At 68.9% G+C, this 14,358-nt stretch carries 12 protein-coding genes; 8 read left to right on the top strand and 4 right to left on the bottom strand.

The window, feature by feature from the left end; all coding sequences use genetic code 11:
- The 4 genes from FPZ12_RS23205 (at position 1) to FPZ12_RS23220 (ending at position 5,029) form a co-directional block, all read left to right on the top strand.
- A complete protein-coding gene (locus tag FPZ12_RS23205) occupies positions 1 to 1,134 on the top strand; it encodes an acyl-CoA dehydrogenase family protein (protein WP_144747763.1) in 1,134 nt (377 codons plus the stop codon).
- On the top strand, positions 1,131 to 2,081 hold the full coding sequence (locus tag FPZ12_RS23210; RefSeq protein WP_144747716.1) for an acyl-CoA dehydrogenase family protein: 951 nt from the start codon (positions 1,131 to 1,133) through the stop codon (positions 2,079 to 2,081). The genes FPZ12_RS23205 and FPZ12_RS23210 overlap by 4 nt, the downstream gene beginning before the upstream one ends.
- A gap of 97 nt (positions 2,082 to 2,178) precedes the next feature.
- A complete protein-coding gene (locus FPZ12_RS23215) occupies positions 2,179 to 3,198 on the top strand; it encodes an acyl-CoA dehydrogenase family protein (RefSeq protein WP_144747715.1) in 1,020 nt (339 codons plus the stop codon).
- Positions 3,199 to 3,676: 478 nt separating this feature from the next.
- The gene (locus FPZ12_RS23220; RefSeq protein ID WP_243769983.1) at positions 3,677 to 5,029 is read left to right on the top strand and encodes an MFS transporter; all 1,353 of its coding nucleotides are present in this window, start codon (positions 3,677 to 3,679) and stop codon (positions 5,027 to 5,029) included.
- Positions 5,030 to 5,041: 12 nt separating this feature from the next.
- Here FPZ12_RS23220 and hsaB read toward each other — a convergent pair whose 3' ends face one another.
- The 4 genes from hsaB to hsaA are packed head-to-tail and all read right to left on the bottom strand — an operon-like array spanning position 5,042 to position 8,513.
- A complete protein-coding gene (gene hsaB, locus FPZ12_RS23225) occupies positions 5,042 to 5,587 on the bottom strand; it encodes a 3-hydroxy-9,10-secoandrosta-1,3,5(10)-triene-9,17-dione monooxygenase reductase subunit (RefSeq protein ID WP_424923635.1) in 546 nt (181 codons plus the stop codon).
- Entirely contained in the window at positions 5,584 to 6,486 is a 903-nt protein-coding gene (hsaC, locus tag FPZ12_RS23230) for an iron-dependent extradiol dioxygenase HsaC (RefSeq protein ID WP_144747714.1), read from the bottom strand. The genes hsaB and hsaC overlap by 4 nt, the downstream gene beginning before the upstream one ends.
- On the bottom strand, positions 6,486 to 7,334 hold the full coding sequence (hsaD, locus tag FPZ12_RS23235) for a 4,5:9,10-diseco-3-hydroxy-5,9,17-trioxoandrosta-1(10),2-diene-4-oate hydrolase (protein ID WP_144747713.1): 849 nt from the start codon (positions 7,332 to 7,334) through the stop codon (positions 6,486 to 6,488). The genes hsaC and hsaD overlap by 1 nt, the downstream gene beginning before the upstream one ends.
- A 3-nt stretch (positions 7,335 to 7,337) precedes the next feature.
- Positions 7,338 to 8,513: a 3-hydroxy-9,10-secoandrosta-1,3,5(10)-triene-9,17-dione monooxygenase oxygenase subunit gene (hsaA, locus tag FPZ12_RS23240; RefSeq protein ID WP_144747712.1), complete on the bottom strand. Its 1,176-nt coding sequence runs from the start codon at positions 8,511 to 8,513 to the stop codon at positions 7,338 to 7,340.
- A 1,128-nt stretch (positions 8,514 to 9,641) separates the two neighbouring features.
- Between hsaA and kstD the strand changes: the two genes are divergently transcribed.
- From kstD to FPZ12_RS23260, 4 genes are all read left to right on the top strand, one after another.
- Positions 9,642 to 11,291, top strand: coding sequence for a 3-oxosteroid 1-dehydrogenase (gene kstD, locus FPZ12_RS23245; RefSeq protein WP_144747711.1), 1,650 nt, complete (start codon positions 9,642 to 9,644; stop codon positions 11,289 to 11,291).
- On the top strand, positions 11,288 to 12,424 hold the full coding sequence (locus FPZ12_RS23250) for a 3-ketosteroid-9-alpha-monooxygenase, oxygenase component (RefSeq protein ID WP_144747710.1): 1,137 nt from the start codon (positions 11,288 to 11,290) through the stop codon (positions 12,422 to 12,424). The genes kstD and FPZ12_RS23250 overlap by 4 nt, the downstream gene beginning before the upstream one ends.
- 619 nt (positions 12,425 to 13,043) lie before the next feature.
- Positions 13,044 to 13,310 (top strand): hypothetical protein, encoded by a 267-nt coding sequence (locus FPZ12_RS23255; protein WP_144747709.1) that lies wholly within the window; start codon positions 13,044 to 13,046, stop codon positions 13,308 to 13,310.
- Positions 13,303 to 14,358, top strand: coding sequence for a ferredoxin--NADP reductase (locus FPZ12_RS23260; protein ID WP_144747708.1), 1,056 nt, complete (start codon positions 13,303 to 13,305; stop codon positions 14,356 to 14,358). Before FPZ12_RS23255 ends, FPZ12_RS23260 begins: the two co-directional genes overlap by 8 nt.

Raw genomic sequence — 14,358 nt, forward strand, 5'->3', positions numbered from 1 at the left:
GTGGATCTCGATCTCGACGAACGCACACTGGCCTTCCGCGACGAAGCCCGCACCTGGCTGGCCGACAACGTCCCCACCGAACCGCTCGCCTCCTTCGACACCGCCGACGGCTTCGAACAGCACCGTGCCTGGGAAGCGAAACTCGCCGACGCACGCTGGTCCGTCGTCTCGTGGCCCGAGGAGTTCGGCGGCCGCGATGCGAGCCTCCTCGAGTGGGTCGTGTTCGAGGAGGAGTACTACGCCTCGGGCGCGCCCGGCCGGGTCAGCCAGAACGGCATCTTCATGCTGGGGCCGACTCTGTTTTCCCACGGCACCGACGAGCAGCGGGCCCGCATCCTGCCCGGAATGGCCCGTGGCGACCAGATCTGGGCGCAGGCCTGGTCCGAACCCGAGGCAGGCAGCGACATCGCCACCCTGCGCAGCACGGCGGTGCGCAAAGACGGCGGCTGGCTCCTGTCCGGGCAGAAGACCTGGAGCTCGCGCGCCGCCTACGCCGACCGCGCGTTCGGCCTGTTCCGCAGCGATCCCGAAAGCGTGCGGCACAAGGGTTTGACCTACTTCATGTTCGACCTCCGTTCTCCGGGCGTGCAGGTACGCCCGATCCGCCAGCTCGATGGCGAGCCGGGTTTCGCCGAGATCTTTCTCGACGAGGTGTTCGTCCCCGACGCCGACGTGATCGGCGAACCGGGCAACGGCTGGCGCGTGGCGATGACCACGGCCAACAACGAGCGCGGGCTGTCCCTCCGCAGCCCCGGCAGGTTTCTCGCCGCCGCGGACCGGCTCGTCGGCCTGTGGCGGCAGGTCGGCGGCTCCCACGAGACCGCCGACCGGGTGGTGGACGCCTGGATCGGCGCCCGGGCTTACCAGCTCTACACGTTCGGCACGGTCACCCGGCTCGCCGAAGGCGGCGAGCTCGGCCCCGAGTCGAGCGTGAACAAGCTGCACTGGTCGCATCTGGATGTCGCTCTGCACGAGACGGCGCTGGACCTGCTCGGTCCCGACGCGGAACTCCGCGGCGATTGGCTCGACGGCTGGCTGTTCTCCCTGGCGGGCCCGATCTACGGCGGCACCGACCAGATCCAGCGCAACACCGTCGCCGAACGTCTGCTCGGACTGCCCAGGGGTGATCGATGAGGTTCGCGCTTTCCCAGGAACAACAGGACTTCTCCGCCACACTGGACGCCTATCTGTCCAGTGTGGACACCGCGGCGGCCGTCAGGTCCTGGGCCGCCGGCGAACACGGGCCGGGGCTCAAGATCTGGCGCGGCCTGGCCGAGGTCGGCGTGCCGGCACTGATGGTGCCCGAGCGCTTCGACGGCATCGGCGCCGATGCCGTCGAACTCGTGGTCGCCTTCGAGCGCCTCGGGTACCACGCCGTCCCCGGGCCGTGGGTGGACACCGCCGCCGTGCTGCCCGCCCTGCTGGAGGACGAACTGCTCGCCGACGTGGCCGCGGGCGACACGCTGGCCTCCGTCGCCGCCCCACCCGAGGTGCCCTACGCCCTCGACGCCGACGTCGCCGGGCTCCGGGTGCGCGTTCAGGACTCCGGCCTGTCCGTCTTCATACCCGGCCGTGCACTGTCCTCTGTGGACGGCGCGCGTCGGCTGTTCACCGCCGAACCCGGCGACCCCATCGGCACCAGCACCGACCCGGCCCGCGCCTTCGACCTCGGCGCGCTCGCGACCGCCGCCCAGCTGCTCGGCGCCGGGCAGTGGCTGCTCGACACCACGGTCGCCTACGCCCGGCAGCGCAGGCAGTACGGTCGCGAAATCGGGCAGTACCAAGCGGTCAAGCACCTGCTCGCCGACGTGGCCACCAGGCTGGAGCTCGCCCGCCCCCTCCTGTACGGCGCGGCCGTCGCCGACGAGACCCCGACGCGGACACGGGACGTCTCCGCAGCCAAGGTCGCCGCCGCCGACGCGGCCCACCTCGCCGCTCGCACCGGCCTGCAGGTACACGGCGCGATCGGCTACACCGACGAGCACACGCTCGGGCTGCGCCTCACCAAGGTGCGCGCCTTGGTGGGCGCCTGGGGCACGCAGGCTTACCACCGCTCCCGCGTGCTGGAGGCGCTGGTATGAAGGCAGGCGCGTCGAAGGCAGGCACCGCGGCCCGCACGTCGATCCACGTCACGACGCGTGTCCCGGCACGCACGTTCAGGCCCGCGAAGGGAACCGCATGACCTTCACCCCCGAGCAAGATGCCCTGCGCGAGACTGTCCGTGCGGTGCTGGAACGGCACTCCGAGCCGTGGAAGGTGCTGTGCGAGCAGGTCGGGGTCGCCGGGCTGGCGATCCCCGAGGCCTACGGCGGCCTGGGCTGCGGGCTGGGTGAGACGCAAGTGGTCGCCGAGGAACTCGGCCGGGCGCTGAGCTCCGCGCCCTTCCTCGGATCGGCCGTACTCGCGGCCCACGCAGTCCTCGAAGCCGCCGACGAGACCGCGGCACGGCGGCTGCTGCCGGCCATCGCCCAGGGCGCGATCGCGACCCTTGCCTGGACGACGGCCGACGGCACCTGGCACCCGGACCAGGCCGCCGTGACCGCGAAAGGCTCCACTTTGGACGGTAGCGCGCACTACGTCCTCGACGGAGACCTCGCCGACATACTCCTGGTGATCGCGGACACTGGCGAGGAACTCGGCCTGTTCGAGGCCGACCCGGCACAGGTCCGTCGCATCCACTCGACCACGATGGACGAAACCCGCGGACTGGCCGTCCTCGAGTTCACCGGCGTCGCCGGCACCCGGATCGGTACCGGCGACTTCCGGCCCGCGTTGCACCGCGTCCGGGACATAGCCTGTGCCACTCTCGCCGCCGAGCAGGCAGGCGCGGCCGCTCGAGCGTTGGACATCACCGTCGCCTACACCAAGCAGCGAGAGCAGTTCGGCCGCCCCATCGGCGGCTTCCAGGCGCTGAAGCACCGGATGGCCGACCTCTACGTGCTGGTCGAAACCGCACGGTCGGCCGCATACGCGGCCACGCAACCGGACGTGGACCGCGCGCGCCTGGCCGCGGTCGCGAAAGCCTACTGCACAGAGGCTTTCTCAACCGTTGCCGCGGAGATGATCCAGCTCCACGGCGGCATCGCGATCACCTGGGAGCACGAGGCGCACCGCTTTTTCAAGCGGGCCCACGGCAGCACCCAGCTGTTCGGTCAACCACACCACCACCTTTCCCGTGTCGTGCCGGACCTGGACTGAGGTTCACCCTCGCCCGGCGGATCTGGTTCCCGCGCCGCACCGGGCCACGGCCAGCAGGTAGGACAGCGAACGCGCCCCGAAGTGGGCGCGACCGGTACGCAGGCCGCGCCACATTCGGCCAGGCCGAACACCCTTCCCCGCGCACGCAGGCGGGAAGCGTTGCAGGGCTTGACTTTGTGCACGAGATGCGCGGAGAACGCACCGGGCCACGCATAACCGGTTTCAGGCGGACTGCCCGATTCCGGCGGCATGACGCGCATCACCGGGCGGACCCGCGCCTTCCCGTCCACCGGCTCTCTTCGTCCACATGAGCCGGGCCGATCGCGCGCCAACGTGAAAACCTTTGCACATCAACGATTTTCCCTTCCGTTCGAGTCCGCATTCGCTCATGTCGTCGACTCTAATCGACCATCGGGCTCCGGCACATCTGCCGAAGTATGTATTTTCAAACCGATCACCGCTGCGCTAACTTGCCTCCATGACCACCGCGCCGCCCATGACGGCCGCCCGTCTCGACCGCCTTCCGGTCACCCGGTTCCACCGGTACCTGATCGCCGTCGTCGGCGTGGCGACCTTCTTCGACCTGTACGACCTGTTCCTCGCCAGCACCGTGAGCACGGTGCTGGCCAAGGAGTTCGGCGTGTCCAGCGCCGAGCTCAAACCACTGCTCGCGTCCGCCTTCGTCGGCGCGTTCGTCGGCGCGGTCGCGCTGGGGAGACTGGCCGACTGGGTGGGCAGGCGCCGCGCGCTGCTGCTCACCCTCGCGATCTACTCGGTGTTCACGCTGCTCGGCGCGTTCAGTACCGATGTGTGGATGCTCGTCGTGTGCAGGTTCATCGCGGGCATCGGCATCGGCGCGGAGCTCCCGCTCGCCGACGCCTACCTGGCCGACCTGCTGCCGGCGCACGCGCGCGGGCGGGCCACGGCCTGGGCCTACACGGTCGGTTTCTGCGGTGTGCCCGCCGCGGGCTTCCTCGCGCGCGCCCTTGTCGGCCACTCGCCGCTGGGTTTCGCCGGCTGGCGGTGGCTGTTCGTGATCGGCGCGCTGGGCGCGGCGATCGTCTGGGTGTTGCGCGCCGGGCTGCCCGAGTCGCCGCGGTGGCTCCTCTCACGCGGCAGGAGCGAAGAGGCCGAACAGGTCGTCGCGAGGCTGGAGCGTTCGGCGAAAACTCCGTTGCCAGAACTGGAAACCGCAGACCACCCGGCGGAACCGAAACCACAACGCACCTCGGCCCTGTTCCGTCCGCCCTGGCTGAAGCGTACGGTGATGTTGTACGTCTTCCAGACCCTGCAGGCGTTCGGCTACTACGGATTCGGCTCCCTCGTGCCGATCGTGCTGGCGGCCAAGGGTTTCGACCTCAGCCACTCGCTGCTGTTCAGCGCGCTGACGTTCCTCGGCTACCCCGTCGGGTCCGCGCTGTCGATCCCGGTGATGGAGCGGGTGCAGCGGAAGTGGCTGATCGTGGGCAGCGCGCTGGGCATGGCGGTGTTCGGGCTCGGCTTCGGGTACTCGACGACCGGAGCGGCGATCGCGATACTCGGCTTCTGCTACACCGCGATCAGCAACGTCTTCTCCAACGCGTTCCACACCTACCAGGCCGAGTTGTTCCCCACCTCGCTGCGTGCCACCGCGGCGGGCTCGGCCTACTCGCTGTCGAGGCTCGCCACGGCGGCGATGCCGTTCATCCTGTTGCCGGTACTGGAAAGCCAGGGCGCCGGCGCCATGTTCGCGATCGTCGCGGTGGCGATGGTCGTCCTGATCGTGGACGTCGGGATACTCGGCCCGCGCACCACCGGCCGGTCCGTGGAGGCGATATCGACCACTGACTGAACGCCGGGCGGGTCAGAGCCAGTCGTCGGGCGCGGCCCAGGCGAGCAGCGGCGCCAAGTCGTTGCGCAGCGGCTCGGTGCCCGTGTACTGGCCACGGTAGAACAGCAACGGCTTGCCACCGGAGGGATCGCCCAGCGAGGTCACCCTGCCGACCGCGACATAGTGGTCGCCGGCTTCGTGTACCACGTCCAGCTCGCAGTCCACCCAGGTGAGGGCACCCGCGAGCACCGGGGAACCGGACGGGGCCGTCGTCCAGTCGACGGCGCCGAACTTGTCCGCGCCGCGGGAACCGAACACGGCGCTGACCTCACGCTGCTCCTCCGCCAGTACGCTGACCGCGAACCGACCGGTCGCCTCGATCACCGGCCAGGTCCGGGAACCCCTGCTGGGGCAGAACAACACCAGCGGCGGGTCGAGCGACAGCGCGGCGAAGGACTGGCAGGCGAAGCCCACCGGTCCCTCGTCGCCATGGGCCGCCACCACGGTGACGCCGGTGCAGAAATGCCCGAGCGCCTGCCGGAACCGGGCGGTGTCCACTTCGGACACTTCCGGGATCACTGCCCCGCCCCGACGCTGAAGTCGTGGCCCCACAGGCTGACCGCGGTGCTTTCGCGGGCTATCCAGCTCTCGTCGTCGACCTGGCGGCCCTCACATCCGAACTCCACATCGAACCCACCGGGGGTCTTCATGTAGAAGGACAGCATCAGATCGTTCACGTGCCTGCCCAGCGTCGCCGACATCGGCACCTGGCGCCGTTTGGCGCGGTCGAGACACAGGCCGACGTCATCGGTGTTCTCGACCTCGACCATCAGGTGCACGATGCCGCTCGGGGTCGGCATGGGCAGGAAGGCGAGGCTGTGGTGCCGCGGGTTGCACCCGAAGAACCGCAGCCATGCCGGATCACCGTCCGCGGGGCGGCCGACCATCTGCGGGGGCAGCCGCATCGAGTCACGCAGCCGGAAGCCGAGCACGTCGCGGTAGAAGCGCAGTGAGGCATCGTCGTCGTGCGTGGACAGCACGACGTGCCCGAGTCCCTGCTCCTCGGTCACGAAGCGGTGCCCGTACGGGCTGACCACGCGCCGGTGCTCGAGTGCGACGCCGTGGAAGACCTCGAGGGTGTTCCCCGACGGGTCCTCGAAGGTGACCATTTCGACCACCCGGCGATCGGCGAGCTGTTCGGCGGTGCCCTCCTTGTACGGCACGCCGTTCGACTCGAGCCGGCCGCGCACCTCGTCCAGTTCCGCGGCGTTGGCCACCTCCCAGCCCGCCTGCGCGAGCCGGTCCGCCTCACCCGGGAAGATCACCAGCCGGGCGGGGAAATCGTCCATGCGCAGATACAGCGCGTCCGGGTTGGTGCCCTTGCCCTCGACCATACCGAGCACCTTGAGCCCGTACTCGCGCCACTTCGCCATGTCCGTGGCCTCGATGCGCAGGTAACCCAGCGAGCGGATGCCCATCACGAACCTCCGAGGAATTCCAGCGAAAGCCGGTTGAACTCGTCGAACTTCTCCAGTTGTGCCCAGTGCCCGCACCGGCCGAACACGTGCAGCTGCGCGCGCGGGATCATCTTGAGCGCCAGCAGCGCGCCGTCGAGCGGGTTGACCCGGTCTTCCCGGCCCCAGATCAGCAGCACCCGCTGGCGCAGCCGGTGGGCTTCCCGCCAGAGCAGGCCCTGCTCGGCGGTATCCGGGTGCATGAAGGACTGCCCCATCGCCTTCATCGCGGCGAGCGACTCCGGCGTGCTCGCCGCGGCGAAGCGCTCTTCGACGAGTTCGTCTGTGATCAGCGACTGGTCGTACACCATCACGCGCAGGAAGGCCTCGAGCTTTTCCTTGCTGGGCCCCGGAGGAGCGGCGAACTTGCCCAGGTTCTTCACGCCCTCGGTGGGATCCGGCGCGAACACGTTCACGCTCAGCCCGCCCGGACCCATCAGCACGAGCCGCCCTGCCCGGTCCGGGTGGTCGAGCGCGAGCCGCACGGCGGCGCCGCCACCGAGCGAATTCCCCACCAGGTGGGCCTTTTCGATGCCCAGCTCGTCCAGCAACGCGACCACGGCGTCCGCGCTGTGCTTGAAGTACTGCGGGTGGTCGGTCGGTTTGTCGGAGCGGCCGAAGCCCGGCTGGTCCACCGCGATCGTGCGGTAGGTCTTGCCGAAAACGGGGATATTGCGGGAAAAGTTGCTCCACGCCGAGGCGCCGGGCCCGCCGCCGTGCAGCAGCACCACCGTTTCGGGATGTTCCGCGCCCACTTCGTGGTAGTGCAGCCGGAGATCGTCACGAACCTGCGCGTACTTGCCTTCGGTCATGATTCACACCATCGCGTTCTCGACGGGCAGACCGAACTCTCCGGTACCGAACATCGTGTAGGCTCGCTCTGGGTCGTTCGCCGCATGTACTCGGCCTGCGTGCGCGTCCCGCCAGAAGCGTTGAATGGGGGTTCCCATCTTCAGCGCGCGTCCTCCGGAGTTCTCGAAAAGCCTGTCCACGGCGCCGATCGCGCGTTCCGTACCGCGCACCTGGTCCCGCCGCACCCGCAGGCGCGTATCGAAAGGAAGCTTCTCACCCTTGCAGGCCAGCTGGTACAGCTCGTCGATGTTGTGCGTCAGCTGCAGCCACGCGGCATCGATTTCGCTTGCCGCTTCGGCAATCCGAACCTTGGCGAAAGGATCCTCTTTGGACTGTTCTCCCGCATAGGCGGCCCGCACCCGCTTGCGCTGGTGCTCGACGTGCGCGTCGTAGGCACCCTGTGCCATGCCGATGATCGGCGCGGTGATCGTCGACGGATGCACTGAGCCGTAAGGCAACCGGTACAACGGACCGGGGTTGACCTCTTGTCCCGGCGTCTTGCACTTGGACGTCAGCATGAAGCTGAGCGCCCGGTGTTGGGGGATGAAGACGTCCTCGACCACGATGTCGTTGCTGCCGGTGCCGCGGAGTCCCACCGTGTCCCAGACGTCGACGATGGTGTAGTCCGAGATCGGCAGCAGGTAGGTGCAGAAGTCGACCGGCTTGTCGTCCTTGAAGGCCGGGCCACCGAGCAGCACCCACGTGCCGTGGTCACATCCGGACGAAAAGCTCCACCGGCCGGAAAGCCGGTAGCCACCGTCGACCACGGTCGCCTTGCCCATCGGGGCGTACGACGACGAGACCAGCGTGTCGACGTTGTCGCCCCATACGTCCTGCTGCGCCTGGGCTTCGAACAATCCCAGGTGCCAAGGATGCACGCCCAGGATGGAAGCCACCCATCCGGTGGAGCCGCACGCGCTCGCGATCTTCTTCACCGCCGTGTAGAAGGTGACCGGGTCGGCTTCGTAGCCACCGTAGGGCTTCGGCTGCAAGAGCTTGAAGAAACCGACTTCCTGCAACGACTTGATCGACTCATCCGGGATCCGGCGCTTGTCCTCGGTCTCCTGGGCCCGTTCCCGCAGGACGGGCAGGAGTTCGTCGACCCCCGCGATGACTGCCTGGGTGTCCTGCTCGCTCATTGGCGCTGCCCCGTCCTCGTAAGACCTGAACTCACAGCGACAAGACTAGAACACGTTCTCGTTTTTGTCATCACCTGTCGCCTTGAGCTGGCGAGATCCCTGTCTCTTGACGGGAAAACACGCAGTCAGCGGGCCTCAACACGATGGCATACGACCTGGAACAGATTCCTGCCGCCACACCCTTCGCCGGACTGCGACGGTTCCCATGCGCGCGGCCGCATGCTCACGCGCCACGGGAGGGGTGGCGTTGGTTTCGCGGCAGCAACGACAGGCAGTCACCCAGCCCGACGGAGCAGTGAACACGGCGCCGACGCTCACGCACGGCGCAGCGGGCGAGAAACAGCCGCGCGGACGCGCCGGCGCTGGTGACGCCCCAGCGCGCACACCAGCCCTGGAGACGCCACGGTCGGACACACCAGAATCCGGCACACCAGGGCCAGCGGCACCGCCGCCCGGACACACACCCCGACCAGGCGCGCCAGAGTCCAGCGCGCCGCTACCGGACACACCACGGTCGACCACGCCAGAATCGACCGCGCCAGGGTCAGGTATGTCGCTGCCGAACACGCCACGGTCGGCCACGCCAGGGTTAGCCACGCCACGGTCAGGCACGCCAGAACAGCCAGGCGCGCCAGCGCACGAGACATCAGCCCCGCCCGCGCAGAGGCGGGACATGCTGGAACCAACCACACGAACGTAAGCCGCACTAAAGGAGGCAACTCTGGGATAAGCCGCACTGCAGCCACCCATACGACGCCCGGACCCGCTGCCACAGCACGCTCGGCCGCCGCACACTCGGCCGCCGCACACTCGGCCGCCGCACACTCGGCCGCCGCACACTCGGGCGCCGCACACTCGGGCGCCGAACGGCACCGTCTCGCCGGCCAACGGCGCCGCTTTCGCGACCGCTGGCGCCCCGCTGAACCGGTCCAGCGGGAATGCCTCGGCGCCTGCGTCCGATGCGTCTTTCACCGCGCAGGCCCTGGCCAGGTCGCGGCCTCGTGCCACGACATCCACTGGTCGATCCACGGTGTCCACCCTAGAACTGAAACACGTTCTCGTCTATGGTGGCCGCAGAGGCTACGAGCAGGCAGGCGTTCCACTGGAACGCGTTCCACCGGAGGTCGCATGGCGGAGCAGTTCGACGTCGTTGTCGCGGGCAGCGGCGCCGCCGGGATGACGGCCGCTCTCGCTGCCGCACATCAGGGTCTGAGTGTGGTGGTGATCGAGAAGGCCGCCAAATTCGGCGGGTCCACGGCTCGGTCGGGCGGCGGAGTCTGGATACCCAACAACGAGGTCCTCCAGGCCGCCGGGGTCGAGGACACCCCGGAAAAGGCGAAGGAGTACCTCGAAGCGATCGTGGGCGATGTCGTGCCCGCCGCATCGCGTGAGGCGTTCGTCGACAACGGGCCCGAGGTCGTTTCGTTCGTGCAGCGGCACACCCCGCTGCGGCTCCAGTGGGTCCGGGACTACTCGGACTACCACCCGGAGGCCCCGGGCGGACGGCCCGGCGGGCGTTCGGTCGAGCCGAAGCCGTTCAACGTCAAGTTGCTCGGCGACGAACTCAAGAACCTCGAACCGCCCTACAGCGCGCCACCGCTGGGCGTCCCGATCACGCAGGCGGACTACCGCTGGCTGAGCCTGATCGCCCGGCACCCCAAGGGCTTCCTGCGCATGCTGCGGCTGGGGCTGCACCTGCTGTCGGGCAAACGCCAGCTGTCGATGGGGCAGGCGTTGGCCGCGGGGCTGCGCGCCGGGCTGGTCCGGGCGAATGTCCCGGTGTGGCTGAACACCCCGCTCAGCGATCTCATCACCCAGGACGACCGGGTCACCGGCGTCGTCACCGGGGACGGGACAGAGGTGCACGCGCGGCTCGGCGTGATCCTCGCCGCCGGCGGGTTCGAGCACAACGAGGAGATGCGCGCCAAGTACCAGCGGCAGCCCATCGGCACCGACTGGACCGTCGGGGCGGAAGCCAACACCGGTGACGCGATCAACGCCGGGCTCAAGCTGGGCGCGGCGGTGGACCTGATGGACGACGCGTGGTGGGGTCCGTCGATCCCGCTCACCGGCGGCCCCTGGTTCGCGCTCGCGGAGCGGTCGCGGCCCGGCTGCCTAATGGTCGATGCGAAGGGCGAGCGCTTCGTCAACGAATCGGCGCCGTACGTGGAGGCCGTCCACGCCATGTACGGGCCAGGCGATGGTCCCGGCGAGCACATCCCGACCTGGCTGGTGTTCGACCAGCGCTACCGCAACCGCTACATGTTCACCGGCATCGGGCCGCGGCAGAAGATGCCCGGCCGCTGGTTCAAGGCGGGCATCGCGGCGAAGGCGGGCTCGCTCGGTGAGCTGGCGGAACGCATCGGGGTGCCCGCCGAGTCGTTGATCAGCACTGTGAATCGCTTCAACGGGTTCGCGGCCGCCGGCGTCGACGCGGACTTCGATCGCGGGAAGAGCGCGTACGACCACTACTACGGCGACCCGCGCAACAAGCCCAATCCCAGCCTCGGCCCACTCGACGTCGCGCCGTTCTACGCCGTCAAGATCGTGCCGGGCGACCTCGGCACGAAGGGCGGGCTGCGGACGGACGTGCACGCACGCGTGCTGCGTGAGGACGGCTCGGTGATCACCGGGCTGTACGCGGCGGGGAACACGAGTTCGGCAGTCATGGGGCACACCTACGCCGGGCCGGGCGCCACGATCGGGCCCGCGATGGTTTTCGGCTACCTTGCCGCGCTGCACCTGGCTGGCCAGAATCGCACTGGAGGTCAACGATGACGGAAATCCGCACGATCGACGCGGGGGCTCCGCCGGAGCGGTTCGCGCGCGGCTGGCACTGCCTGGGCCTTGCCGACACGTTCAAGGACGGCAAACCCCACGCCATCAACGCTTTCGGCACCAAGCTCGTGGTGTTCCATGGCGAGGACGGCAAGATCAACGTGCTGGACGGGTACTGCAGGCACATGGGCGGCGACCTGACCCAGGGCACCGTCAAGGGCAACGAGATCGCCTGCCCATTCCACGACTGGCGCTGGGGCGGCAACGGCAAATGCGTCTCGATCCCTTATGCCAAAAGGGTTCCGCTGCGGGCACGCACCCGCGCGTGGCTCACCCTCGAGGAGAACAAGCAGCTGTTCGTCTGGTACGACCCGCAGGGCAACCCGCCCCCGGACGACGTGGTGATCCCCCGCATCGACGGGATCTTCAGCGGCGAGTGGAGCAACTGGACCTGGGACTCGGTGCTGATCGAGGGCGCCAACTGCCGCGAGATCGTCGACAACATGGTCGACATGGCGCACTTCTTCTACATCCACTACGCGTTCCCGACCTACTTCAAGAACGTGTTCGAGGGCCACGTCGCCACCCAGTACCTCAACACCAAGGGCAGGCCGGACGTCGGCATGGCCTCGAACTACGGCGGCGAGGAGAACCTGCTGCGGTCCGAGGCCTCGTACTTCGGGCCGTCGTACATGATCAACAAACTGCTCAACACGTTCCAGGGCTTCGAGATCGAGAACGTGCTGATCAACTGCCACTACCCCGTCTCGCCGACTTCGTTCGTGCTGCAGTGGGGCGTGAGCGTGAAGAAGCTGCCGGGGGTCACCGACGAGCAGGCCGACAAGATCGCCGGCAAGTTCGCCAAGAGCATCGGCGTCGGGTTCCTGCAGGATGTGGAGATCTGGCGCAACAAGACGCGGATCGACAACCCGTTGCTGTGCGAGGAGGACGGCCCGGTCTACCAGCTGCGCCGCTGGTACGACCAGTTCTACGTGGACGTCGAAGACGTCACCGAGGACATGACGCGCCGGTTCGAGTTCGAGGTCGACACCACCAAGGCGAACGAGGCCTGGGAGCAGGAAGTGGCCGAGAACCTGGCGCGGCAGCAGGAAGAAGCGGAAGCGGGAGTCTGACGATGCTTCGGCACGGACGGGATCCGGGGCGCGGCACCGGGACGGGCCTGCGCACGCGGCGAAGCGCACGAACCATCCCGGGGAGGAGCACCGCGACGAGGCTGGCCGCGCGGCGCAACCCGGGAAGCGGTGCTGGGCCGGGATGGAGCCCCATCCCGGCCCCGGCCCGGCGCCCCTGCCGGTCCGCCGCAGCGGGCCGCACCGCTACGGCACAACGCACCTCCGCGCCGGGACACACCTCGACGCCGGACCGCGTCGCAGCAGGAGCCGAGCGCACCACCGCGCCGGACCACGCCGCCGCGCGGGACCGTGCCGCCGCAGCGGCCGGGCGCACCACTGCGCCAGACCGCACCGCAGGCGCAGCAGCCCAGGGCACCACCGCGCCAGACCGCGCCGCCACAGGAGCCAAGGGCACCTCCGCACCGGGACACACCGCCGCGCGAGACCGCACCGCCACAGCGGCCGAGCGCACCACCGCAGCAGACCGCGCCGCAGCCACCCAGCGCACTACTGCGCCAGGCCACGCCGCCGCAGCAGCCGCCCAGCGCACTACCACGCCAGACCACGCCGCCACAGCACAGCACAACCCCGCAGCGCGCCGAGGCCTCGGAGGTACAGAATGACGGCCACCGAGCGCAGCGAGTTCCTGTCCGCGGGCCTGCGGCCGCACACCTGCTCCGACTGCGGAACCTGCGTCCTGGTCAAGAAGAACAGCCACAAGCACACCAGCATCCAGTGGACCACCGACGCGGCGAGCAGCTGCCCCGTGTTCGCGGAGGCGGCCGCCGCCGGGGAGCACACTGCCTTGCTGGACACCTGTGAACGGTTGACGGTGAGCATCGCCAAGGCGGTGCGGAACGGGGAGTTCGGGGAACTGGATGAGTGACGTGCACACGCTCACCGTGGCCGAGGTGATCGCCGAGACCGCCGACGCCCGGTCCGTCGTGTTCGAGATCGCGCCGGAGCAGGAGGAGGCCTTCCAGTACCGGCCGGGCCAATTCCTCACCCTCCGGGTGGGCACGGCGGCACGGTGCTACTCGCTGTCGAGCGCGCCGCACGAGGGCACCCGGCTCAAAGTCACCGTGAAGCGCACCGACGGCGGCTACGGCTCGAACTGGATCTGTGACAACGTCCAGGCCGGCGCGACGGTCGACGTACTCCCGCCCGCCGGGGTGTTCACGCCGGCGGACTTCGACGAGGACCTCCTGCTCTTCGCGGGCGGCAGCGGGATCACGCCCGTCATGTCGATCCTCAAAACCGCCTTGCGCAAGGGAAGCGGCCGGATCGTGCTCGTGTACGCGAACCGCGACGAGGAGTCCGTGATCTTCCGCGATGAGCTTTCGGCCCTGTCGCGCGAGCATCCGGACAGGCTGGTCGTGCAGCACTGGCTGGAGAGCGTGCAGGGCCTGCCCACGGTGGAGCAGCTCAAGGCGCTGGCCACCCCGTTCACCGGGTTCGAAGCGTTCCTGTGCGGCCCGGCGCCGTTCATGGCCGCCGCCCGCCAGGCCCTCAAGGACCTCGGGATGGAGCGCAAACGCGTGCACCTCGAGAAGTTCGTGTCGCTCGGCGGGAATCCGTTCGACACCGGGCCCGCCGAAACGGAGCTGGCCGAGATTGCCGAGCCCGCCGACGACGACGAACCGGCGGACAACGAGGACGAGACCACGGCACTGCGCGTCGACCTCGACGGGGAGCAGCACGAGTTCAGCTGGCCCCGTAACCGGAAGCTGCTCGACTTCCTCCTGGAGAAGGGCCTGGACGCGCCCTACTCCTGCCGCGAAGGGCAGTGCAGCGCCTGCGCCTGCCGGATCGTCTCCGGCGAAGTGAAGATGCTGAACAACGAAATCCTGGATTCCGAGGACATCGCCGAGGGCATCGTGCTGGGCTGCCAGTCGGTGCCGCTGACGGACGAGGTTTCGGTCACCTACGAGTAG

This window comes from Amycolatopsis acidicola (assembly GCF_007713735.2).
GTDB classification, from domain to species: domain Bacteria; phylum Actinomycetota; class Actinomycetes; order Mycobacteriales; family Pseudonocardiaceae; genus Amycolatopsis_E; species Amycolatopsis_E acidicola.